Origin of the sequence: Edaphobacter acidisoli, assembly GCF_014642855.1 — a bacterium.
Lineage (GTDB): Bacteria > Acidobacteriota > Terriglobia > Terriglobales > Acidobacteriaceae > Edaphobacter > Edaphobacter acidisoli.
In genome coordinates this window covers 196947-218518 of sequence record NZ_BMJB01000003.1, presented here as the reverse complement: position 1 = coordinate 218518, position 21572 = coordinate 196947, and the positions used below count along the sequence as shown (strand labels likewise).

The following is a 21572-nucleotide window of genomic DNA, read 5'->3' as shown; positions in this document are numbered from 1 at the left end:
AGTAGCATCGTGATATGGATCAGGTGGACTTTCTGGTAATCGGAGCTGGCATCGCGGGCCTGAGTGCGGCGATTCGGCTGGCCCAGGTGGGCAAGGTGCTGGTCGTGACGAAGGAAGAGCTGGCCGAATCGAACACAGCTTATGCGCAGGGTGGAATTGCGGTCGCGATGGGCGGCGATGAGGACGTAGCGCTACACCTCAAGGATACGGTCGCGGCGGGGGACGGTCTCGTCAATCAGAAGGCGGCGGCGGTGCTTGTTGAGCAGGGGCCGAAGCGAGTCGAAGAACTTCTTGCGTGGGGTACAGGGTTTGACCGCGAGAATGGTGAGCTCATGCGCACGCGCGAAGGTGCGCATAGCCGCAATCGCATTCTGCACGCCAACGGAGATGCGACGGGGCGCGAGATTGCCGTGTCGCTGCTGCGCCACGTGCGCGAGATTCCGGCGATTGAGTTGATGGAGTGGACGACGAGTGTGGATCTGCTGGTCGAAGATGGACGCGTCGTTGGAGCGACACTGCTCGACGGTGAGGGTGGCCTGCGCGTTGTTCATGCACGCGCTGTGCTGCTGGCCAGCGGAGGCGCGGGACAGGTTTACAGCGATACGACGAATCCTGCCGTGGCAACAGGGGATGGCATTGCGATGGCGTATCGTGCGGGCGCTGCTATCAGCGACATGGAGTTTTATCAGTTCCATCCGACGGCTTTTGCGATGAAGGGCGCGCCTCGATTTCTGCTGAGTGAGGCGCTGCGCGGCGAAGGCGCCTATCTGGTGAATGCTCGGGGCGAACGCTTCATGGAGAGATATCATCCGCTGCTGGAGCTTGCACCACGCGATGTGGTGGCGCGCGCTATCACGATGGAGAGCATTGATGGGCCGGTGCATCTCGACATGCGCCATGTGGCTACAGATCCAAAGGCAAAGGCGCGTGACCTGAAGGCGCGCTTTCCGGGGATCTCAGCGTTTCTTGCCAAGCGCCAGCTCGAACTTGAGCGCGATCTCATACCCGTGCGTCCCGCGGCTCACTACCTGATGGGCGGGGTGAAAGCTGACGTTCAGGGGCATACTTCGTTGCCTGGTTTGTATGCCGCCGGCGAAGTGGCCTGCACTGGCGTTCACGGAGCGAACAGGCTCGCTAGCAATTCGTTGCTTGAGGGCCTGGTCTTCGGCGCTCTGGCGGCGGAGGCAATGATTGAAGAGCAGGGAATAGCGACGAAAGAAGAGGGAAGAGAAGAGGTTGCGGCGGCTCCATCTGGTCCCGTTACCGGCGACGCTCAGACTGAGAAGTGGATCAAAGAGCTGCGCGAGCTGATGTGGAAGGATGCTGGATTGTTGCGCGACGCTGCTGGTCTTGAGCGCGCCAAGAGAGGATGGCTGGCTTTGGCTCGCACCATTCCGCATGGTCTTTCGCGCAGAGTGATTGAGGCACGCAACCTGCATGTGGTGGCTGGGCTGATTATTGAGTCGGCGATGGGGCGGAAGGAGAGCCGCGGTGCGCATTTCCGCAACGACTTCCGAGAACATGGCAAAGTGGCAAAGCACTCGGTGATGGAGCGCGGCAAACTGACGTTTATGGCGTGATGGCTAGCAAGCATCAGTAAGCAGCCACAGAAAAGTCGATTGGCTGTACAACTGATGCATGGGTCTTTTTGGCAAGAAGCTGAAGCAGGAACATAAGGTCATGCAGCAGGCCGAGCGTGCGCAGGGTGCGCTGCTTGCTGAGTATCATCGTGCGACGCCGGAGTGCCCGAAACCTGAGCGCTGGCATATGTATGACTCGATGACGGCTGAAGCTGAGGTACTGGAATTTCTTCGGACACTCATCACAACTGTGAAGCCTGAGCTGGTAGTTGAAACCGGATCATTTCTTGGCGTCAGCACACTCTGGATTGCCGAAGGCCTCAAGGCCAATGGCTTTGGCAAGATCATTAGCTGCGAATTTGATCCGGTTGTTTTTGCGAAGGCCAAGGAGAAGGTTGCAGCGTCGGGGCTTTCGGAGTGGATTGAGCTGCGCAATGAGTCGAGCCTGGAGATGCACGTTGAGGGCACGATTGACCTCTTCTTCTCTGACAGCGATATGCCTATCCGTGAGCAGGAGGTGAAACGTTTTCTGCCGCAGATACGTTCGACAGGCTTGATTCTGATGCACGACGCGAGCTCACATTTGAAGATCGTGCGTGATGCGGCGTTTCGCATGGAGGCCGAAGGGTTGCTCTCATGTGTTTTTCTACCCACGCCTCGCGGGCTGGTGCTAGCTCAGAAACGCGAAGGCCGCCACTGACGGAAGCCGTGTCGAGGGCGGCTTTCTAAAAATCGGGCCGGATTTTATCCGGCCCAGTCTGCCTTGCAAACATCTTGGTTACTTGTCCGCTTCTCTCAGGAGAAACATCGTTGGATGGCGTTGCGAGTTCTGCCGCGTTGGACGAGCCTCACAACGCTATAAAAATTGGTTGGGGTAGGGAGTTGGGAAAACTGGGCCAGGCTTTACCCGACCCAGTTTGTCTTGCAAACACTGGTTCTTGATTACGCTTCGTTCGAAGTGAATCTCCTGCGGACGATTCCTGCTGCGCCCAGCAGACCTGTCGCCATCAGCGAGAGGCTGGCGGGTTCCGGAACCGGAGAGAAGTTAATCTGGCCACTGGCGCCAGCGAGACTTGCACCCGCGAGATTGAAGCCTTCAGGGATCAGGTTGGCTCCGGCGATACTGATGTCGCCAACTCCGACTCCGACGTTGATGTCCGCGGCGACCGCTGCTGCTATCGAAGCATCGCCCAGGGTAACGTCAGTGAACGAAACAGCCAAATCCTGGCACGGAATCGCCGGTCCAAGAACCGTGACTGTCGTGCAGAGATCCGTGAAGTTGAAGACGCCCAGAGTGCCAAGCGCATCAACATAGGTGGCCGTAAAGAGTGACGTGGATGAGTTGAGCAGATTGCCGTCCGACAGCACTCCGAGCGTGGTGTTTACGTAGGTGAAGTTGTATCCATTGGCGATGGGGGTACCGACAACAGTGGCTCCATCGACAGTTAGGCTGACAGTATCAGCGTGAATGCTGGCCGTGGCAAAAAGGAAAGCAACCAGAGCGAGAAAGGCGGTAATGACTTTCATAGGTGTGTATCTCCTTGTGCTGGCTATCTTGCAGGTAATCTGCCAAAGGTGACTACGGTGGGAGAAAAACCGCATTTGTCTGCGTAAAGGTAGCAAAACTATGCATATTTCCATGCGACCCAAAAACGCTGACATCGAGGATTCGGATTTGACCACGAAGAAAAATAAGCGGCACGGTAATTGCTTAAAGGAAATAAAAGAGAAGTTACCTTCTCCGGATGTGGGAAAATCATTTCCCAATGAATTGAAATTCAGCAGGTATTAGGCTGTAAGCCAAGTTATTTCCGGTTTTACGGAGTGAATACTCATTCATTGAAGGGGATGCTTGATCTGTCTCTTAGGCATTCTTTGGCGCTAACGAGGCCCCTACTGTCACTGCCATGATGGCCAGGATGATCACAAGCGAGGGCAGCGGACCAAGTGCGAGCCAAGGAGCTACGATCATTTTTAGCGCCGCGAAGGCGAGGACCGCGGCAAGCCCATAGTGCAGAAAGCGCAAAGTTGTGAGCAGGTGGGCCAATAGAAAGTAGAGCGAGCGCAATCCCATTACGGCCATGATGTTTGAGGTATAGGCCAGGAAGGGCTCTCTGGTAATCGACAGTACCGCCGGGATGGAGTCCAGTGCGAAGATAACATCGGTAACCTCGATGGCAATCAAAGCCAACATGAGTACCGTCATCATGCGTCGGCCTTCCTCGCGGACGAAGAAACAATCCTGCCGCATGCTCACGGGGTGTATGCGCGAGAGCCACTTGATCCACTTCGGAGTGTGAGTTTTCTCGTCCGGACTGCGCGGGAGAACCAGGCGAATTGCTGCTGCCAGCAACACCGCGCCAAATATATAGGTAATCCAGTGAAAGTGGCCGAGCAGCCCTAGTCCAGCTGCAATGAACGCTCCCCTCATCACAATCGCTCCGCCGACACCCCAGAAGAGCACCTTCGGCTGACGGTTGGGCTCAATCTTGAAGAGATTGAAGAGCAGTAAGAAGACAAACAGGTTGTCGATCGAGAGCGACTCTTCGATGGCATAGCCTGCTAGATATTGCGTTGCGGCGCTGCCACCACCGGTTTGAAGGAAGAAGAGTGCGAAGGCAAGCGCGGCGCCTATCCACAGGACGGTTGCTGCGATGGAACTCGAGCGGAGCTTCGTCGGCCCCTGCCATCGCACATAGATTAACTCCAGCGCGAGCAGAGCAAAGATGCAGAGATGAAAGCCGATCCAGTGGCTGAGTGGGGCGCTGGACATCCTGTATCGAATGCTACAGGCGGATGCGGGAAGTTGCACCTTCGAATGAGGTTTGTACAGGAGCGGCGTGACGGGGAGGTGCCAGCCGTGCGCGGCACTTATTTGCCAACAACGAAGGAATAAACGCTATAGAGTGCAAACGCCAGGAGAATCCAAAGCAGAGAAGACATCAGCAGGTTGCGAAGGATCGCACCGATCGGGTGCAGGTCGAAGAAACCGGTCGATTGCTGTTCCGGGGGCCAGGAGGGGGAGAGAGAACTTTTTGACTGCGTGTTCGTGAACTGCATCCGGTTCACCTCGATTCTGAACTGAGCGTATCGGCAGGGAGCGATTATCGGCTATTCCTCATCAGCAGCAGCAGATACGACATTTGGGGCACAATTCCTGGTGCAAATTGCCTCAAAAGGTTTTATCGGCCGCCTGATGACAGGGTTCAGGGCTTAGCGTAGGATTTCCGGGTAGTTTTGAACGGCTTCTTTTACCCATCTCACTTTCAGGGAGTGCATATGAAGACAATGATTCGCTTAATGACGGTTGCAGCAGGACTTATGTTCGCGCAGATGGCCATTGCGCAGGCCGCACCTGCTGGCTCAACTGGTGTATGTAGGGACGGTAGCTATACGACTGCTCCGACTAAGAAAGGCGCCTGCAAGGGCCATAAGGGTGTGAAGACATGGCTGGCGGCAGACACTTCGGCTGCTGCGCCCGCCAAGGCTGCTTCTGCTGCGAAGAGCGCCGCTCCGACGCCTCCCGCTGCTGGTCCGTCCGCTGCTACACCGGCTCCAGTGAAGTCCTCGGCGACGCATGCGGCTCGCACACAGGTGGCGCAGGCTCCTGGTGGCGGCCCTGGCATGGTGTGGGTTAATAGTTCGAGCAATGTCTACCACTGTCCCGGCTCGCAGTTTTATGGCAAGACGAAGTCCGGCTCGTATATGACCGAGGCTGAGGCCAAGGCTAAAGGCGCCCATGCTGACCACAATCATCCGTGCAGCAAGTAAGACCAGCCGCGCAGCCCGCGTGCTCCCCTGAGCAGACCCGTCACGCGGCAGAGCGCTTCATTGAACGTCCCCGAAGCTCTGAATGTTTCGGGGACGTTTTGTTTTTAGCCGATGATTGCAGGCGAAAGAGGGAGAGCGTTCGCGAATCGACGTCAGCGCTGATCGATCAGGCGGATCATTTCGATGAAGAGATCGCCTGAGACTTGCAGGGAGTGGGGGCTGAGCTTGTCCAGCGTGTCCATCGCCGTGTGGTGGTAGCTTCCCTCGGGCCGCTGTTCGGTTGGGGGACCGTAGGTGATGTCTACCAGGTCGAGGACAGGGACACCGCGCTTGCGGAAGGGGATGTGATCGTCGGTTACGGCGGTCTCGTTCTTGAAGATATAGCTGGAGTGACCTGTGTTCTTCGCTGCGGTCTTCAGCAGATCGAGCAGCCAGGGTGTTGAGAAGTCGTCGCGATTGACGTTCAGATCTTTCGCGCCGATCATGTCGGCCACCATGAACGCCTTGATGTTGCCCAGCGTTCCGTCCTGAGACCACTTCGCAGCGAGATGCCGCGTCCCATACAACGCCTCCGAGTCCGACCACTGCTCGTTGATCGACTCTTCGCCATCATCAAACACGAGCCACACCGAGTACCCCTGCGGTGGATGCGTACGCAGGTAGTTGCCCAGCTCCATCAGCAGCGCCGACGTGCAGGCTCCATCGTTTGCTCCGACAAAATTAATGTTCCTCAGCCAGTAATTGGTCTCGTAGTGGCTGGCGATGACGATGATGCCATCCTTCTTGCCCGGATACTTCACGATGAAGTTGGTCATCGGGTACATGCCCACCGGTGTATTGGCGGTGAAGGTGTCGGCCTCGAAGTGGCCTTTTGCTGCTTCTTCCTTAAAGTGGTCGCGGATAAATTGCTCGGCTTTTGCATGGCCCGGGCTGCCCATCCAGCGATGCGGAGCCACGGCAAGAAACTGCTCAGTTAGGCGATACGCTGCGTCTCCGTTGAACTTCGCTGTAGATTTTTGGGCGTGAATCATGGGAGTGCAAAGGGTCAACGAAACTATTGGGACAAACAAACGCATAAGGTGGCGCTTGCTCGACTGATTCAACAGGGAAGATCTCATGCGGCCTTGGCCTTCCTGGCGTTTCTACGTGCGGGATGGACGATAAATGCGGCGAGCACTCCAAGCATGTACAGCGCGAGCATTGGTGCGGCGAAGATACACATGCTCAGCGGATCGGGCATCGGGCAGATGATACCCGCGACGATGAAGATAATCAGAATGGCGTAGCGAATGTGTTTCAGCAGAAACTTCGCGTCCACAATGCCGAACAGCGCCAGGAAGAACATTACGATCGGCAGCTCGAACGTCACACCAAGGCCCAGCACGATTGCGAGAAAGAACCCGGTGTAGTCGTCGATGGTGAGGATCGGGTGGAACTTGTGCGCGAAGCCGTTAATCAGGATGTTGAGCGCATCTGGAAAGACGTAGTGATAACCGAACCACACGCCGATCAGAAACAGGCCGATGGTGGTGGCCATGAATGGGACCACATACTTCTTCTCATTTGAATACATGCCCGGCGAAATAAATCGCCAGACCTGAAACAGGATGAACGGTGAGGCAAGGATGGCGCCGCCGTAAAGCGCTGTCTTGATGTAGAGGTTCAACCCATCCGTGGGGTGGGTGAAGTTCAGCGGGATTCCGAGCTTGTCCAGAGGGGCCTGCACGATGCTGTAGAGCTGCACGCGGAAGGCCCAGGCTACGCAGAAGCCTATCAATAGATAAACCACTGAATGTATCAGCCGCTTGCGCAGCTCAGTCAGGTGCTCCATCAGCGTCATGCCCGGCAGCTCTGCGCGGTCGGTGACGGCGGCGCGGACGTTGTCGATCAGATCAGCCATGCAGGGCCTCGGTCGCGGGTTCGGGTGAATCATTCTCGCGCTCGACGGCCGAGGGCGAATCAGAGAAGGTGGCCGGATTCATCGTAGGGTCGGGAGCCTGCGGGATGGAGCTGAACGCTTGCGACACGGAAGAAGCAGATGAGCTTGCCACTGGCAGACCGGTCTCAGGCGGCATCATGTTGAGCTCGCCGGACGAAGCAATCGGCTGTGGCTCAGGCGCAGGCTCGTCGTAAATCTGGTCATGCGGGTGCCGCTCGATGGGCTCCTCTTCGTGGGGTGGAGCAATTGTGTTCTCCGTCTCACTCGCGAGTGCGGCCTGCGGAGGAGCAGCGGTTTCCATTGCAGCAATCTTCTTTTGCTGTTCAGCCTGCTCCGCTAGTCGCAGCTCATCTTCCATCTGCATGCGGAACTCGTTCGAAGCGCGGCGGAACTCCGCCATCAGTTTGCCTAGCTGGCGCGCAAGCTCAGGCAGCTTCTTCGGGCCGAAGATCAGCAGTGCGATGAAAAAGATGAATACGCTGTCGGAGAAACTGGGCATACCTGCTTTTCATCATAAGGCTTACGCGGGAGCCTAACAAATGGATGGCAGATGTTCATGCTGATGTAAAATGAATGGTGTAGCAAGCGAAACGGCAGCTACGGAAATTGGACGAGAATCTGTATCTTTCCTGGTGCGGATTTCGTCTAAATGAACAGCCGGGAGCCAAGTGCTATCGGCAGAAGAAGACGGGTTGCAACACCCCCGTGGACGGGTAATGGCCATCCAGGCCGGCACAGCGAGTCCACTGCAACCTTAGGCAGTTTGCTTTCAACATCCCCGTCTCTGGGGCGAATAGGCATCACGGTGGCAAGCCGTGCCTTGCGACCCCGATGAGACTGAAGGCGGAGTACAGTGAACGGACTCATTGAAGAAGCCCCGGCAATCGCCGCGGAGCCAGCGTCAGCAGCATCGTGCTCGCTCGACAACTATCTCGCACAACCTGACCACACGATGGACGACCGCATCGCGCGCGCCCGTGCCACGCTTGGCACCGACGTCGTGCTCCTCGGTCACCACTACCAGCGTGACGAGGTTATCCGCTTCGCGGACTACACGGGTGACAGCTACAAACTCTCGAAGGTCGCTTCCGAGACGAATTCGAAGTACATGATCTTCTGCGGCGTGCACTTCATGGCCGAGACCGCCGACGTCCTCGCCCAGCCGTGGCAGCAGGTCATCCTGCCCGACCTCAACGCTGGCTGCTCTATGGCGGACATGGCTGAGATCGGCCAGGTCGAAGACTGCTGGGATGCGTTGGAGCGGCAGGGAATCGTCGCGAGCAAAGAGGGCTCGGGCAAGGCTGGACTGGTGCCGTTGACCTACATGAACTCGGCAGCCGCGATCAAAGCCTTCTGCGGCGAGCGTGGTGGGCTCGTCTGTACCTCATCCAACGCGCGCGGGGCATTCGAGTGGGCCTTCGCTCGCGCCGAAAAAATTCTCTTTCTTCCTGATCAGCACCTGGGCCGTAACACTGCTTTCGCCATGGGTATTCCTCTCAGCGAGATGGTGGTTTGGGATCCGTATCAGATCAATGGTGGTGTTACGCCCGACCGGCTGCGTGCCGCTAAGGTTATTTTGTGGAAAGGTCACTGCTCTGTGCACCAACGCTTCCTGCCTGAGCACGTTGACCGTGTCCGTCGCGAGGAGCCGGGCATGCAGGTCATCGTGCATCCGGAGTGTCGCTGGGAGGTTTGCCAAAAGGCCGACGCCATTGGCTCGACTGAGCGCATCATCAGCGTCATCGAAGATGCACCGGTGGGCACAAGTTTCGCTGTTGGCACGGAGATCCATCTTGTCAACCGCCTCGCCAAGCGCTTTGCCCCACTGGGTAAGCGAGTCATTACGCTCGACGATGCTGGTTGCCTTTGCACCACGATGTATCGCATCTCGCCACAGCATCTTGCCTGGGCACTTGAAAACCTGGTTGAAGGCCGGGTGGTCAACCGCATCAAAGTAGATGAAGATGTAAAGCAGTGGTCGCGTGTCGCGCTCGACCGCATGCTGGAGATCAAAGTTTGAGCAAGACGTTCACATGGAGCGAGGCGCAGACACTGCTGCCAGTAGTCGAAGCGCTTTTGAAGAAGGCACAGAAGGCAGCCACACTCGCTGCTGAGATCGAATTGAGAATGCAGGCGCTCTCGCAGAAGATATTCCTCTCAGGTGGCCTGCTCGTCGATATCCGGCGAGCTGCCCAGCGCCGTGCAGAACGCGAAAAGGCGATGCAGGAAGCAAAAGACACCATGGCTGAATTCGATGCCATTGGCGTGCAGGTCAAGGACCTTGAAAAAGGCCTGCTCGACTTCCCCTGCATCATCGACGGCAAGACGGTGCTACTCTGCTGGAAGCTTGGCGAAAAAGAGATTGGATACTGGCATACGGAAGAAGATGGCTTCGCGGGCCGCAAGCCGCTAGATGCTCGCTTCGGTAAGCCAGAGCGTGAACGATTGAACTGAAATGCATCGCTCAAACCCATACTATGGTGGACAGAACAATCCTTGAGGAGCTTTCATGCGTGACGCAATTCTGGAGGACCCCACACTCCTCTTTCTGATCCTCTTTGCGTTCGCACTCCCGTTGCTTATTCGGCTGCAAGCGTGGGACCAGCTTTGGTTCCGTCGCCTCACACTGCTCGGGGGAGCAGTTAGCGTTCTGGTCTTCCTGCAGGTTAATATCGCCAACGTCTCTCATACGAGAAGCTTCTGGCACGACGAGCGGCACATCATTGCGATCGCCGCGGCCTACATGCATGGCGAGCCCATGTATCCCTCCCCGGCAGCTGCTGACTTGTATGCCCTGGTTTACGGGCCCGTGACCTATCTGATCTTTGTCCCTTTTCTCGCTCTCTTTCACCATCCCCTCCCCGCAATACGCGTGGGCATCCTGGCCGTCAACCTCGCAACGCTTCTTGTTCTCTTCCTCATCCTTCGCAAGAGGATCGCCTGGCAGACTGCGCTCGGTCTGCTTTCGGTTGCAACCGCCACACTACTTGCTGTCGGGCCTGCGCTCCTGGGGATGCGTGGCGATTCCTGGATGTTGTTCTCCGTCTGCGTAGCTCTGCTGAGCGCGTTGTCTCGCAACTGGGTGGAGGCGGCAGCATTTTCAGGAGTCTTCGGCGCTATCGCCATTGGCTTCAAACCCACCGTAGCGCCCGTGGTTTTGCTGCTCCTGGTCATTCTTTACCGCAAACATGGACGCCGCGCTCTCGTGTCTTCAGCTCTGATTACAGCAATGGGAGTGTTCTCGGTCTATCTTCTGCGTGGTATTTCGTTGCAGACCTATCTAATCTGGTTGGTTCGTTCCGATCATCGTCCCTTTGTAGCCGAGTCTCTCATCAGTTCTTTGCTTGCGTCTGCTCTTCTGGCTCTTCCGGCGGTCCTACTTCTGGTCTTCAGTGCCGGGACAAGCCGCAGGCGAAGGGTCCATGCTCCTCTTGCCGTGTTCGGCATCATCGCTCTGGTCGGTTGCATTGTCACAGGCTCAAAGCACGGCGCAGGTGCTTGGCACATATGGCCCATGATCCCCTTTCTCCTCCTCTGGGCTGCGTATGACGCTTCGGAACAGGAGGCGGAAGCTCACCCTTTACAGGCTGCTGCGCCTGCCTCTCGAGGCAAGACGGGAACGGTTCCGGATTGTCCAGGCATTGTGATCACAGCCATTGTTCTCGCCGCAACCGTCGTGACGGCCCGCTATGGTTTTCGCGACTTTCGAAACGTTCACCGCAAAGATCAGGCAGAACAGCGCGCGGAAGAGATCGCAGCTGGCGATGCAATCGACCGGATAACGGCGCATCCACTGTTAGGACGGAATATTGAGATGGGATATGGCGAGAGTGCGGACGACTACCGCAGTGACCTCCGTTTTATGCTTCCTCTGCGAGGGCAAGACGATTTCTTCGACGCGAACGCGGTCTTTGAGGCCGCCCGTGAAGGACTCGCAGTTCCCAGCAACGTTGTCGAGAGAATCCTGGGTTGCCAGGACATCTGGCTTGTCCCTCACGGCGAAGTGCCCTTCTCCACCCTCTTGCCGGCAGCACTTCCGGCATCGACAAGCCCCTTTCTCTTTCCCGATTCCATCCGTCTGGGCTTCTCCCAGTCCCACGTGCTATTGAAGAGTGGCCCAATCTATGACCAGTGGGGTTGCCCAACTGTCTAGTATCCTGAGCCTAAGTTCGACTGCAAATGGAAGTGTCATCCTGAGTTGTGACTGGCGCATTTTTTGCGACACGGAGTCGAAGGACCTGCGGCTTGATCTGCGAACTTATCGCACGAACTTCGAGACAGCTACCAGGAAGCGTTCTGGGAGCTTCTACTTCTCGGGCGCAGGCTGCTGCCGCGGCTCCCACGCGGGCTTCCAGTTCGTTCCTGCCAGCCATTGAATCGGTTCCACCATGGATGCAATTGCGCGGTCCATGTGATTGAAGTCGATTTTGCTAAGCTCGTCGCTTGGCTGGTGATAGTCCTTGTGTAGCCCGAAGCTTGAGACTGTTTGCGCGATGATTCCCTGTTGTGCCAACGCATAGTTGTCCGAGCGACGAAAGAAGTGCTGCGCTGGATGCGGATCTGCGACCAGATGCGCGCCATGGCGGGCCAGTTCTGGTCCGAGATTAGTGCGCTTGTAACCGGTTAGCCACAAGGTGTCCTCAGGTACGGCAGGGTCGGGACGACCGATCATCTCAAACTCCAAATTGGCGATGATGCTCTTAAGTGGCACTGGCGGATGCGCCAAAAAAGCACGGTTGCCGAAGCCGCCAATCTCCTCTGAGCCAAACAGCGCGAAGACAATGGTGCGCGCTGGCCGCTTGCCTGCGGCCAGAATGTGCGCGAGAGCAAGCACGGCGGTGGTGCCGCTGGCGTCATCGTCCGCGCCGTTGTAGATGTTGTCGCCGTTTGCTGCCGGACCAATGCCGAGATGGTCCAGATGCGCTGTCAGGAGAACGGTTTCATTGGCTTCGCTCGTCCCGCGCAGAATCGCGATCGCATTCCATGTTTCTTTGCGCGGAGTATTCTCGAAATGGGAGAGATGCTGTTGCACGCGTTCCGGCAACGGATTGGGTAGCGCAGTTTTCTGGATGAAGGTGCCATTGTCGCCACCTGGCTCCAGTCCAAGCGCCTGGAACTGCGAGGCGGCGAAGAGCGCGGCAATGTGTTCATCGCGTGTAGCCGAACCCCGGCCGTGCATCTCATCGTCGGCAAGAAACCCCATGTCTGCGCGGACCATGTGGTCAAGTGTGAAATCGGTTGAAGCTGTTTTCGATGCTGGCGCGTCGAATGTATGAACCGCCTGGGCAAGTGCGGAATTGAAGAAAATAAGGCAGGCACATGCGGCCAGCCATCCCGTGCGCGTGCTGCTTCGCGTGAACATGGGGCAGATTATAGAGGACGAATCCAGTACTCTTTGGACAGAGGCCAGATGACCGAGCGACAACGAATGACCTTGCGGTGGGCGATGGAGGCAGTGTTTGCCGCTTTATTGCCAGCTTTGATGGGCTGCGGCGGCTTCTTTCCTCCGTTGCCCAACAGCGGAGGAGGTGGCGGGGGCTCGACTGGAAATTACGTCTACGTTGCCAACGCGGGGCGAAACTCTATTGGCGGTTTCGCCATCGGCACGAACACGCTGACAAAGGTGCCGAGCTCACCGCTCACACTCGGTTATTCGCCGACGGCCCTTGCCATTACGCCCTCGAACAGCTTCCTCTACGTTGCTGGCCCCTCCAGCATCAATGCGTATACGATCAATTCGAATGGCTCGTTGACGACTCCATCCGGAGGTGGCACGGCGGCCATCGCGACTGTCGTCTCGCTCGATGTCTCGCCGGATGGTAACTGGCTCATCGGTCTCGATGGCATCCAGCAAGTGCTCGACGTCTATGAGATCAACACCTCTACGGGAGGTCTCACACTTGCCGCCACTGTAACGTACCCCGTTGCTACAGGCACAACCTGGGTTCCGCGTATGGTGCGTGTTGCACCCAACGGCTCACTGATTTTTGCGGCGCTTGGTACGGCAGGGGATGCTGTCTTCAACTTCAACACCTCAACCGGCGTGACGACCTACAGCCAATCGCTTAACCCAACGACTGTTACCAGTGACAACGCGCTCGCCGTCGATAGCGGCACAACCTATCTCTACGTCGCCCGCAGCGGCGTTGGCCCTGGCGTGGCTGTTTACTCGATCGGCAATGGCGGAAAGCTTACTTCGGTTACGGGTTCGCCATTCGCGGCAGGCACGCAAACGTACTCCATTGTGCTCAGCAAGGCGGGAACGAATGTTTATGCGGCGAATCGTGCCGATTCGACGATCTCCGGCTACTCTATTGGGACCAACGCCGCGCTGACGCAGTTGACGGGCTCGCCTTACTCAAGCGGCCAGCAGGTTACAGCCATCGGTGTTGATTCTTCTGGCAAGTATTTGCTGGCCGCAGCTAATGGAGGGTCGCCCGATTTGACCATGTACAGCTTCGACACAACAACTCCCGGTAAGCTCGTTTCGGCGACTAGCATCGCGACAGATACTGACCCCGCAAATCCGGTAGCCATTGCGTTGACGCACTAGCGTCCCTTTTTGCTTGTGGTGCGTGAATTATTTTTGCCGGGAGAGTTTGACGGCTTGATTGAGGGCGGACTGGACGGCGGGTTGTTCAGCGGGCACGTCGAGTATCCAGCCAATGGTGACGCGGGAGAAGGGCTTGGGGATGAGGAATTGGTCCCAGGAGCGGAGCTGCCACGCGCGGTCGGGGTGGGCGTGGAATGTGATGATGTTGCTGTTCACGAGTTTTCCGAGTTGCGTGACCCCGGGTTTGGCGATCTCGGCGGGGCCGCGAGGACCGTCGGCTGTGATGGCGCAGAAGTGTCCTTCGAGATAGGCGCGTTGGAGGTTGCGGAGGCCGACGGAGCCGTCGCGTGAGCTGGAGCCGCGGATGGCGATGAAGCCGAGGCGCTCGACGGTGCGGGCGATGAGCTCGCCATCGTAGCTTTGGCTGATGAGGACGGCGACTTTGCGGTTGCGGAAGCGCCAGGCACAGGTGAGCAGGCACGAGTGCCAGAAGGCGAAGACTCCAGGGGGCGGTGTGTCGTAACCGGGAAATGGGCCGGGATGGCAGACGTCGCGGTAGCGGAGCGTCATGCCGAGGCAGCGGATGACGAAGCTCGCAACGCGCGGGACAATGGCGAGTGCGAGGCGCTGCTTCGGCGTGAAGGTCTGGGGCACGAAGATGAGTTTACCTGCTCGCCCTAGCTGTATTTGAGCCAGCGGAGGATCTCGGGGAGATTGGGCTTTTTGCCGTACATGAGGATGCCGATACGGTAGATGCGGCTGGCGATCCAGAGCACGACGTAGATCGAGACCAGCATGAGACCGATGGACAACCCGATCTGCCACATGGGCACCGCGGCGATCGAGATGCGCAGATACATGATCAGCGGCGTCATGAAGGGGACGAGCGAAAGGATGATGGAAAGAGCTGAATTGGGGTTCGTAACGACGAGCCCCATGGCAAAGAAGCAGGCAGCGAGCGGAAGGACGAGGACCATGTTGAGCTGCTGGAGCTCCTGCTCGGAGTTGGTCATGGCGCCGAGTGCGGCGGCGATGCTGGCATAGAGGAGGAAGCCGAGGATGAAGAAGACGAAGAAGAAGATGATCTCGGCGGCGTTGAGAGCGAGGTGAAGCTGGCCTCCCGCCATTGCCTGGACGGCTGCTACGCCTGTGAGCAAGAGGGCCGCGCCGAGCCAGATGAAGACCTGAGTGAGACCGACGGCTCCGACGCCGAGCATCTTGCCGGCCATAATCTCGCCGGAGGTGATGGTGGCGAGGAGGACTTCAAAGACGCGCGAGGTTTTCTCTTCGATGATGGAGCGGGCGACGTTCATGCCGTAGAGCATGATGACGAAGTACATCAGGAAGAAGAGGATGATGACGGTGATGTAGCTGGAGGTGGAGGCTGCGTTCTTGCTGGCCTGCGTGGTGTCGAGCTGGACAGGCTGCATGAGCGCGGTGACGTCGGAGGCGACCATGCCCTGGTGGGTGAGGCGCTCGCGGATGAGCACGCTGCGGAGGGCTGCCTTGATATCTTCTTTCGTGGCGAAGGCGCGGTCGGAGCGCGGGGTATAGCTGAAGACAGGACGCGCGCCAGGCGTGGTTGCGGGTGTGATCCAGAGATAGCCGTCGAGGTTTTTGCTGCCCAGTTCGCCGTTGAGCGTCGCGCGGGTGGTGGAGTCAGGCGGCGAGATGACGTCGACGGTGATGTGGTTGTCTTTGTTGCTCTCGAGCTCGGTCTGGAGGTCGAGGGCGAGCTGCTGGTCGGAGGAGACGACGGCGAGGCGGGAGGTGGTTTCGGGTCTGCCCTGCGTGAGGACGGCGACGATGATGCCTCCGCCCATGAGCAGCGGGATGAGGATGGTGGTGAGGATGAAGGACTTGGTGCGGACGCGCTCGAGGTACTCGCGCTTGGCGATGAGCCAGATGTTATGCATTGACCTTGCCTCCCCCGTTGTTGGCTGATGCGGTGACTTTCTCGATGAAGATCTCTTCGAGGGTGGGCTCCTTGACTTCGAAGCGGATGATGCGGGTGCCGCGGTTGACGGCGTCGGCGAGGAGCGGTTGCGCATCGGGCGGTACGCCGTTGATGGAGTGGAGCTTGATCTCGGCGTGGCCGGTGTAGAGTCTGGAGTCTTCGATGGAGGGATGGTTGAGGAAGCCGTTGTCACCTTCAAAGACGACGTCGACGCGGTTGCGCGGGTACTGGGATTTCACTTCGCGCATGGAGCCGGAGAGGATGAGGTGGCTGTTGTGGATGAGGCAGATGTTGTCGCAGAGCTTTTCGACCTGGTCCATGCGGTGGGTGGAGAAGAGGATGGTGCGGCCGGCGTTGCGGAGCTCGACGAGGATGTCTTGCAGGACAGTGGCGTTGACGGGGTCGAGGCCGCTGAAGGGCTCGTCCATGATGATGAGCTCGGGTTCGTGGAGGAGGGCAGCGACGAACTGGATCTTCTGCTGCATGCCCTTGGAGAGCTCTTCGGTCTTCTTGTGGATGGCTGGGGTGATGTCGACGCGCTCGCACCACTCGTGCGCGCGGCGGCTGGCGGTGACGGCGTCGAGGCCGTGGAGCTGGGCGAGGAAGATGAGCTGGTCGATGGCCTTCATCTTCTTGTAGAGGCCGCGCTCTTCGGGGAGATAGCCGATACGGTTGAGGCTTTTGCGCGTGAAGGGCTGGCCGAAGAGCGAGACCATGCCGGAGTCGGGCACGGTGATGCCGATCATCATGCGGATGGTGGAGGTCTTGCCGGAGCCGTTGGGACCGAGCAGGCCGAACATACTGCCTGGTTCGATCTTGAAGGAGAGGTCTTCTACGGCAATTTTTGTGTCGTAGGCTTTGCGGACATGTTGCAGTTCTACGATGGGCATGGGATGTTTAGTTCAAGTTTAGCAGGGGATTGACGGGGCGTTCGTTTATCGATAGCAATGTTGCAGCGTCCTGAGCGCTATCTCTTAGGTAGAGGATTCTCCGGTGAAACGAGCGCTATGGATCGTTGGACTCTCGATTGCCATCTTTGTATATGGCGGGATTGATGCAGGTTGTCTTATCTGGTTGCTTTGGCATCGGCATGCGCATGTCTCGATGACTGGCTTGTTCATTCTCTTGAGCAATGCTTACATCGTTTGGCTATGTTTTCAGTATCTTCTTTTGAAGATACGCGGCCCCGTGCCAAATCCGAAGCCGCCAGATGAGCCACCCGAGATGCCGCGTCTGGTGTAAGAGCGCGTGCTGCTCTGCGTCGCAGAAAGTTGTGCCGCCGTTGAAGAAAAAGCAGATTCCTCCGCTGCGCTGCGGAATGGAAATGCTTAAGGCTACCTTCTTGAGATGACTCGGGTGTTGATAGCATCGGGGAGTGATTGAACTTTCTACACCGGTCAAATATGTAAAGCGGGTGGGGGATCGCGTTGCGGCGGAGCTGGCTAAGCGCGGCGTCGAGACCGTTGAGGACCTGCTGTATCATCTGCCGTTTCGGTATGAAGACCGGCTGAATCCGATGCCGATACGGAATCTGCAGGCCGGTACGATGGCTTCGGTGATCGGCGAGGTGCGCGGGTCGGTGGTGCTGTATACGAAGCGGATGCCGCTGTTTGAGATGACTGTGGGCCAGGGGTTGGACACGGTGAAGTGTGTCTGGTTTCACGGCAGCTATCTGCGCGATACGTTCAAGGCTGGACAGATGGTGGCTCTGTATGGGCGGCTGGAGGCCTCGCGGTCGAGCGCGGGGAAGTTCAAGATGCTGCAACCGCAGTTTGAGATTCTGCCCGACCATGCGGGGCCGGAGGCGGAGTTTGCTTCGCTGGAGGTGGGGCGGATTGTGCCGGTGTATGAGTCGCTGGGTGGGACGACGACTCGTGGGGCAAAGCTCAGCTCGAAGTGGCTGCGGCGGGTGATCTGGGGGATTCTGCAGGATATGGAGGAAGCAAAAGCAGATTCCTCCGCTCCGCTACGGAATGGAAATGCAAATTTAGAGACTTTGCCCGCTGGGTTGTTGGAGCGTCTGAAATTTCCTGATCGGCTTGCGGCGTTGCGGGCGGTGCATTTTCCTGAAGCGGGGACGCCGATGGCTGAGTTGATGGGGGCGCGGACTCCGGGGCATCGGCGGCTGATCTTTGAGGAGCTTTTTTATCTTGAGCTGGGATTGGAGCTGAAGCGGCGGCGGCTTCGCGAGCGCGAGGGCACAGCGTTTGCTACCGGGCCGGGCGTGCGGGATGCGTTGAAGCAGGTGTTGCCGTTTCATCCGACGGCGGCGCAGAAGCGCGTATTGGGCGAGATTGTAGATGCGATGCGGAGGCCGCATCCGATGCGGCGATTGCTGCAGGGCGATGTGGGTTCGGGCAAGACGATTGTGGCGATGCAGGCGGCGCTGGTGGCGATGGAGAATGGCTATCAGGCGGCGATGATGGCGCCGACGGAGATTCTGGCGACGCAGCATTATCTGTCGGCGCGGAAGCTGCTGGGGGATGCGGTGTCGCCGCGGACGGGAAGGCCGTACAGGGTGACGCTGCTGACGGGGTCGCTGGATGATGCAGCGAAGCGCGAGGCGCGGGGAAGGATCTTTCGCGGCGAGACTGACCTGGCGATTGGGACTCATGCGCTGATTGAGGACAAGGTGGACTTCGCTAATCTTGGTTTGGTGATTGTCGATGAGCAGCATCGGTTTGGTGTGCAGCAGCGGTTCAGGTTGATGAAGAAGCCGGGCGCGCTTGATCCGGATGTGCTGGTGATGACGGCGACGCCGATTCCGCGGACGCTGGCGATGACGCTTTATGGTGACCTGGATGTGAGCGTGATTGATGAACTGCCGCCGGGGCGGACGCCTATTGTTACGCGGCGGACGACAGAGGAACGTGCTGAAGATGTTTGGGGGTTTGTAAAGAAGCAGGTTGCGGAGGGGCGGCAGGCTTATATTGTGTACCCGGTGATTGAAGGAGCGAGGGATGATCAGCCGGAGTTGGATTTTCCGCGGGACGAGAAAGAGGAAGCGGAGAAGAAGGAAGAGGGGAAAGGGAAGAAGGGAAGGGCCAAGGCTGCGAAGTCAGTAGCTCTGTTTGCGCCGAAGCCTGCTTTGCGTTCGGCGACGGAGATGTATGAGGAGTTGCGTAGCGGGGCGCTGACCGGGTTGCGGCTGGGATTGCTGCATGGACGATTGAGCGCGGATGAGAAGGATGTGGTGATGCGGCGGTTTCAGCGCGGCGAGATTGATGTGCTGATTGCGACGACGGTGATTGAAGTGGGCGTGGATGTGCCGAATGCTTCGGTGATGGTGATTGAACATGCGGAGCGGTTTGGGCTGGCGCAGATGCATCAGTTACGCGGGAGAGTAGGGCGCGGTGCGGCGAAGAGCTATTGCATTCTGATGACCGGCGGGAGGGTGAGTGACGAAGCAGAGGCTCGTCTGAACGCGATGGTGTCGACCCAGAATGGATTTGAGCTGGCGGAGATGGATCTGCAACTACGAGGACCGGGGGAGTTTTTTGGAACGCGACAGGCGGGGATGCCAGAGTTTCGGGTGGCAAATCTTCTGCGCGATCGTGCTGTGCTGGAGCTGGCGAAGGCTGAGGCGGAGCGGTTCGTTTCGCAGGTGGATTTGACTATCTCTCAGGGAGAACGCGCTGCGGTATGGGAGCGGTTGAAGGTGCAGTGGCAGCGTAAGTATGGACTGGTTGAAGCTTGAGGCAGGGCGCAGGTTCCGATCGGGATTGATTTTTCAGCGCGATATGCCACTGCCTCTCTCTACGAGGCGGTGGCGTAGACATGAGCTTCTGGCTTCTGTGTGAGTGTGGGATGAATAGCCTTCTTTGGGCCGCGCTTACGGGCGACGAGGACGCGGATGCGCTCGATCATCTCTGCGGCTGAGGACGCGCCCTTGGGCAGGAAGACGTCGGCGTGCATGGCGCGGTCGAAGGCGTTGACGGTGCCAGAGACGATCATTGAGGGCAGGCCCGGGTGGAGTTGTTTGGCGCGGCGGACGAGCTCGTTGCCGTCCATTTGGGGCATGATGAGGTCGGAGAGAAGAAGGTCGATGGAGCCGGGGACGGATTGCTCAACGACCTCGAGCGCGTGCTGCGAGCTGAGTGCAGGGATGACACGGTAGCCGCGAGTTTCAAGTAGAAAGGTACGGACGGAGAGTGCCTGTTCGTTGTTGTCTACGCAGAGAATAGTCTTCTTGGGTCTCAATTTCTCTTCTCTCTCTTCTGCGGGTCTTTGGAGCTAAACCGCGGCTGCTAAGCCAGGCCGGTTTGAGCCGGTCTGGTGAGGGTTCAAGATTGTCCCCGCGAGGCTCGGCGCTAGTGCTTTGGAGCGCAGTGGAGCTTCTTCTGCTGCGGCAGGCCGGAGAGACAAAGCTCTCGCGTCTGCTCCGCAAAGAACAGTTCCACTGGTCCAGACGCACATGGCAGCCGAACCCCGAGGGGTGCGAGAGAAGCTGTGATGCCGTTCGCAGGTTGCCCACTGCTTCGATGCGCAAAAGAACTGGTCTGCCGCGGTTACAGTGAGAGCGGCAGCAGTAATAACGGGCCGGCCTCGACTGCGTATGCGGCAGCAAAGGGTTGCGCGGGAAGCAGCGACTGCGGGCAGTCGAGCGTCTCTCAACTCAAGTTGTCATTAGTACTTCTGGCGAAAGTACATTGCCGATGGAAGTATTGTGTACTGCCATCGATGCTTGCCAAGAGTATGAAGAGTTGCGCGAATTGGCAACGGCGAATTTCGAGCGAAGATGCACAAGATTAGAGCTTGCACATCCACCGAAGTTTGAAAACAGTGCGAATTCACTAGAGATTCATCATGTGTATCTGTTGAAATCGCGTGCATCACGGTAGGAAAAAGCGCCCGTTTGCAACGGGAATGGTGCGGCCTCCGACGAAGACTTTTGTCACCTTGTCACCCTCACGTGTCGCGCTCGCATGAATGCGACTGGGGCGTCGCATCTCGACACCTTGTTCGATGATGACTTGTTGGCCGGTTGCCGCGAGTTTGTGCTGAACGAGCCAGGAGATGAAGCACCCGGAGGCGGAGCCGGTGGCAGGATCTTCCCCGTTGTAGAACTGCATACGCGCGTGCCAGTCGGCTCCGGATTGCGTCGCTGCACGAGTGACGCAGTGGAAGAACTTTGCGTCTCTGCGTTCGAGGTAGGTGCTGGCTGTGTGTTGCGGAATGGCTAGGCGCGCGGCGACTTCGAGTGAGCGGAGCGGCACGATACAGAACGGCATTCCGGTGGAGACGGTTTGTGCGGGGAGGTTGGGGTCGAGGTCGTCGATGGAAAGGCCGAGTGCTTTGGCGAGTGCAACGCGGTCGTGGACTTCACCGAAGATAGGGTTGTTTTGCTGCATGGTGCCGAAGATGCCGAAGTCGTCGAGGCCTGATGGCGTGAAGCGGACGGCGATGGGGCCGATGGGAAGGTCGAGTGTGATCTCGGATGCGCTCGCGAGTGTTGGGTGGTTCCAGTGGAGCCAGGAGGCGGTGCCGAGGGTCGGGTGCCCGGCGAAGCGAAGCTCTTCGGCGACGGTGAAGATACGGACTTGGACGCCATGCTCGCGTTCGGTAGCGGTGTCGCGCGGGAGAATAAAGGTGGTTTCGCTAAGATTGGTCTCGCGGGCTAGCGACTGCATCTCTTCGGTGGTGAGGCCGCGCGCATCGGAGAAGATGGCGAGTTGGTTTCCCGCGAGCGGCTGCTCGGCGAAGACGTCGACTAGCGAGTAGTCATAGGCTTGGTGCGCTTTACGCGGTGCTGCAGGTGTATTTGACATCGTA

Annotated in this window: 20 protein-coding genes; 8 read left to right on the top strand and 12 right to left on the bottom strand. The window is 58.1% G+C overall.

The window, feature by feature from the left end; genetic code table 11:
• The first annotated feature begins 14 nt into the window (after positions 1–14).
• Positions 15–1580: an L-aspartate oxidase gene (gene nadB, locus IEX36_RS15880; RefSeq protein ID WP_188760551.1), complete on the top strand. Its 1566-nt coding sequence runs from the start codon at positions 15–17 to the stop codon at positions 1578–1580.
• A 58-nt stretch (positions 1581–1638) separates the two neighbouring features.
• Positions 1639–2280, top strand: a complete 642-nt coding sequence (locus IEX36_RS15875) for an O-methyltransferase (protein ID WP_229669067.1) — start codon at positions 1639–1641, stop codon at positions 2278–2280.
• 242 nt (positions 2281–2522) lie between these two features.
• Here IEX36_RS15875 and IEX36_RS15870 read toward each other — a convergent pair whose 3' ends face one another.
• From IEX36_RS15870 to IEX36_RS15860, 3 genes are all read right to left on the bottom strand, one after another.
• Positions 2523–3107: a PEP-CTERM sorting domain-containing protein gene (locus IEX36_RS15870; protein ID WP_188760550.1), complete on the bottom strand. Its 585-nt coding sequence runs from the start codon at positions 3105–3107 to the stop codon at positions 2523–2525.
• Positions 3108–3444: 337 nt separating this feature from the next.
• A complete protein-coding gene (locus tag IEX36_RS15865; RefSeq protein WP_188760549.1) occupies positions 3445–4353 on the bottom strand; it encodes a TerC/Alx family metal homeostasis membrane protein in 909 nt (302 codons plus the stop codon).
• A gap of 98 nt (positions 4354–4451) precedes the next feature.
• Positions 4452–4640, bottom strand: a complete 189-nt coding sequence (locus IEX36_RS15860; protein WP_188760548.1) for a hypothetical protein — start codon at positions 4638–4640, stop codon at positions 4452–4454.
• Between the two features lie 219 nt (positions 4641–4859).
• Between IEX36_RS15860 and IEX36_RS15855 the strand changes: the two genes are divergently transcribed.
• Entirely contained in the window at positions 4860–5351 is a 492-nt protein-coding gene (locus IEX36_RS15855) for a DUF3761 domain-containing protein (protein WP_188760547.1), read from the top strand.
• Between the two features lie 152 nt (positions 5352–5503).
• Here the strand turns inward: IEX36_RS15855 and IEX36_RS15850 are convergent, their stop codons facing one another.
• The 3 genes from IEX36_RS15850 to IEX36_RS15840 all read right to left on the bottom strand — a co-directional run bounded on the left by IEX36_RS15850 (position 5504) and on the right by IEX36_RS15840 (position 7789).
• Positions 5504–6382: a M28 family peptidase gene (locus IEX36_RS15850; RefSeq protein WP_229669066.1), complete on the bottom strand. Its 879-nt coding sequence runs from the start codon at positions 6380–6382 to the stop codon at positions 5504–5506.
• 83 nt (positions 6383–6465) lie between these two features.
• On the bottom strand, positions 6466–7251 hold the full coding sequence (tatC, locus tag IEX36_RS15845; protein WP_188760545.1) for a twin-arginine translocase subunit TatC: 786 nt from the start codon (positions 7249–7251) through the stop codon (positions 6466–6468).
• Positions 7244–7789, bottom strand: a complete 546-nt coding sequence (locus tag IEX36_RS15840) for a Sec-independent protein translocase subunit TatA/TatB (protein ID WP_188760544.1) — start codon at positions 7787–7789, stop codon at positions 7244–7246. The genes tatC and IEX36_RS15840 overlap by 8 nt, the downstream gene beginning before the upstream one ends.
• 354 nt (positions 7790–8143) lie before the next feature.
• On the opposite strand from IEX36_RS15840, the gene nadA reads away from it, so the two are divergent.
• The 3 genes from nadA to IEX36_RS15825 are packed head-to-tail and all read left to right on the top strand — an operon-like array spanning position 8144 to position 11443.
• Positions 8144–9310, top strand: coding sequence for a quinolinate synthase NadA (gene nadA, locus IEX36_RS15835; RefSeq protein WP_229669065.1), 1167 nt, complete (start codon positions 8144–8146; stop codon positions 9308–9310).
• A complete protein-coding gene (locus IEX36_RS15830; RefSeq protein WP_188760543.1) occupies positions 9307–9744 on the top strand; it encodes a DUF2203 domain-containing protein in 438 nt (145 codons plus the stop codon). Before nadA ends, IEX36_RS15830 begins: the two co-directional genes overlap by 4 nt.
• Positions 9745–9799: 55 nt before the next feature.
• On the top strand, positions 9800–11443 hold the full coding sequence (locus tag IEX36_RS15825; protein WP_188760542.1) for a hypothetical protein: 1644 nt from the start codon (positions 9800–9802) through the stop codon (positions 11441–11443).
• A gap of 153 nt (positions 11444–11596) precedes the next feature.
• Here the strand turns inward: IEX36_RS15825 and IEX36_RS15820 are convergent, their stop codons facing one another.
• Positions 11597–12493, bottom strand: a complete 897-nt coding sequence (locus IEX36_RS15820; RefSeq protein WP_188760541.1) for a M28 family peptidase — start codon at positions 12491–12493, stop codon at positions 11597–11599.
• 207 nt (positions 12494–12700) lie between these two features.
• Here IEX36_RS15820 and IEX36_RS15815 point away from each other — a divergent pair, with 207 nt between their 5' ends.
• On the top strand, positions 12701–13843 hold the full coding sequence (locus IEX36_RS15815) for a lactonase family protein (RefSeq protein ID WP_188760540.1): 1143 nt from the start codon (positions 12701–12703) through the stop codon (positions 13841–13843).
• 27 nt (positions 13844–13870) lie between these two features.
• Here the strand turns inward: IEX36_RS15815 and IEX36_RS15810 are convergent, their stop codons facing one another.
• From IEX36_RS15810 to IEX36_RS15800, 3 genes are read right to left on the bottom strand one after another with little or no spacing between them, the layout of a single operon-like run.
• Positions 13871–14497, bottom strand: coding sequence for a lysophospholipid acyltransferase family protein (locus IEX36_RS15810; RefSeq protein ID WP_188760539.1), 627 nt, complete (start codon positions 14495–14497; stop codon positions 13871–13873).
• A 23-nt stretch (positions 14498–14520) separates the two neighbouring features.
• Positions 14521–15759 (bottom strand): ABC transporter permease, encoded by a 1239-nt coding sequence (locus tag IEX36_RS15805; RefSeq protein WP_188760538.1) that lies wholly within the window; start codon positions 15757–15759, stop codon positions 14521–14523.
• Positions 15752–16690 carry an ABC transporter ATP-binding protein gene (locus IEX36_RS15800; protein ID WP_188760537.1) on the bottom strand — a complete coding sequence of 313 codons (939 nt, stop codon included), beginning with the start codon at positions 16688–16690 and terminating at the stop codon, positions 15752–15754. The genes IEX36_RS15805 and IEX36_RS15800 overlap by 8 nt, the downstream gene beginning before the upstream one ends.
• A 485-nt stretch (positions 16691–17175) precedes the next feature.
• Between IEX36_RS15800 and recG the strand changes: the two genes are divergently transcribed.
• Positions 17176–19497: an ATP-dependent DNA helicase RecG gene (gene recG / locus IEX36_RS15795; protein WP_188760536.1), complete on the top strand. Its 2322-nt coding sequence runs from the start codon at positions 17176–17178 to the stop codon at positions 19495–19497.
• Between the two features lie 59 nt (positions 19498–19556).
• Here the strand turns inward: recG and IEX36_RS15790 are convergent, their stop codons facing one another.
• Positions 19557–20000 (bottom strand): response regulator, encoded by a 444-nt coding sequence (locus tag IEX36_RS15790; protein WP_188760535.1) that lies wholly within the window; start codon positions 19998–20000, stop codon positions 19557–19559.
• Between the two features lie 632 nt (positions 20001–20632).
• Positions 20633–21568, bottom strand: a complete 936-nt coding sequence (locus tag IEX36_RS15785) for a PhzF family phenazine biosynthesis protein (RefSeq protein WP_188760534.1) — start codon at positions 21566–21568, stop codon at positions 20633–20635.
• Between the last annotated feature and the right edge of the window lie 4 nt (positions 21569–21572).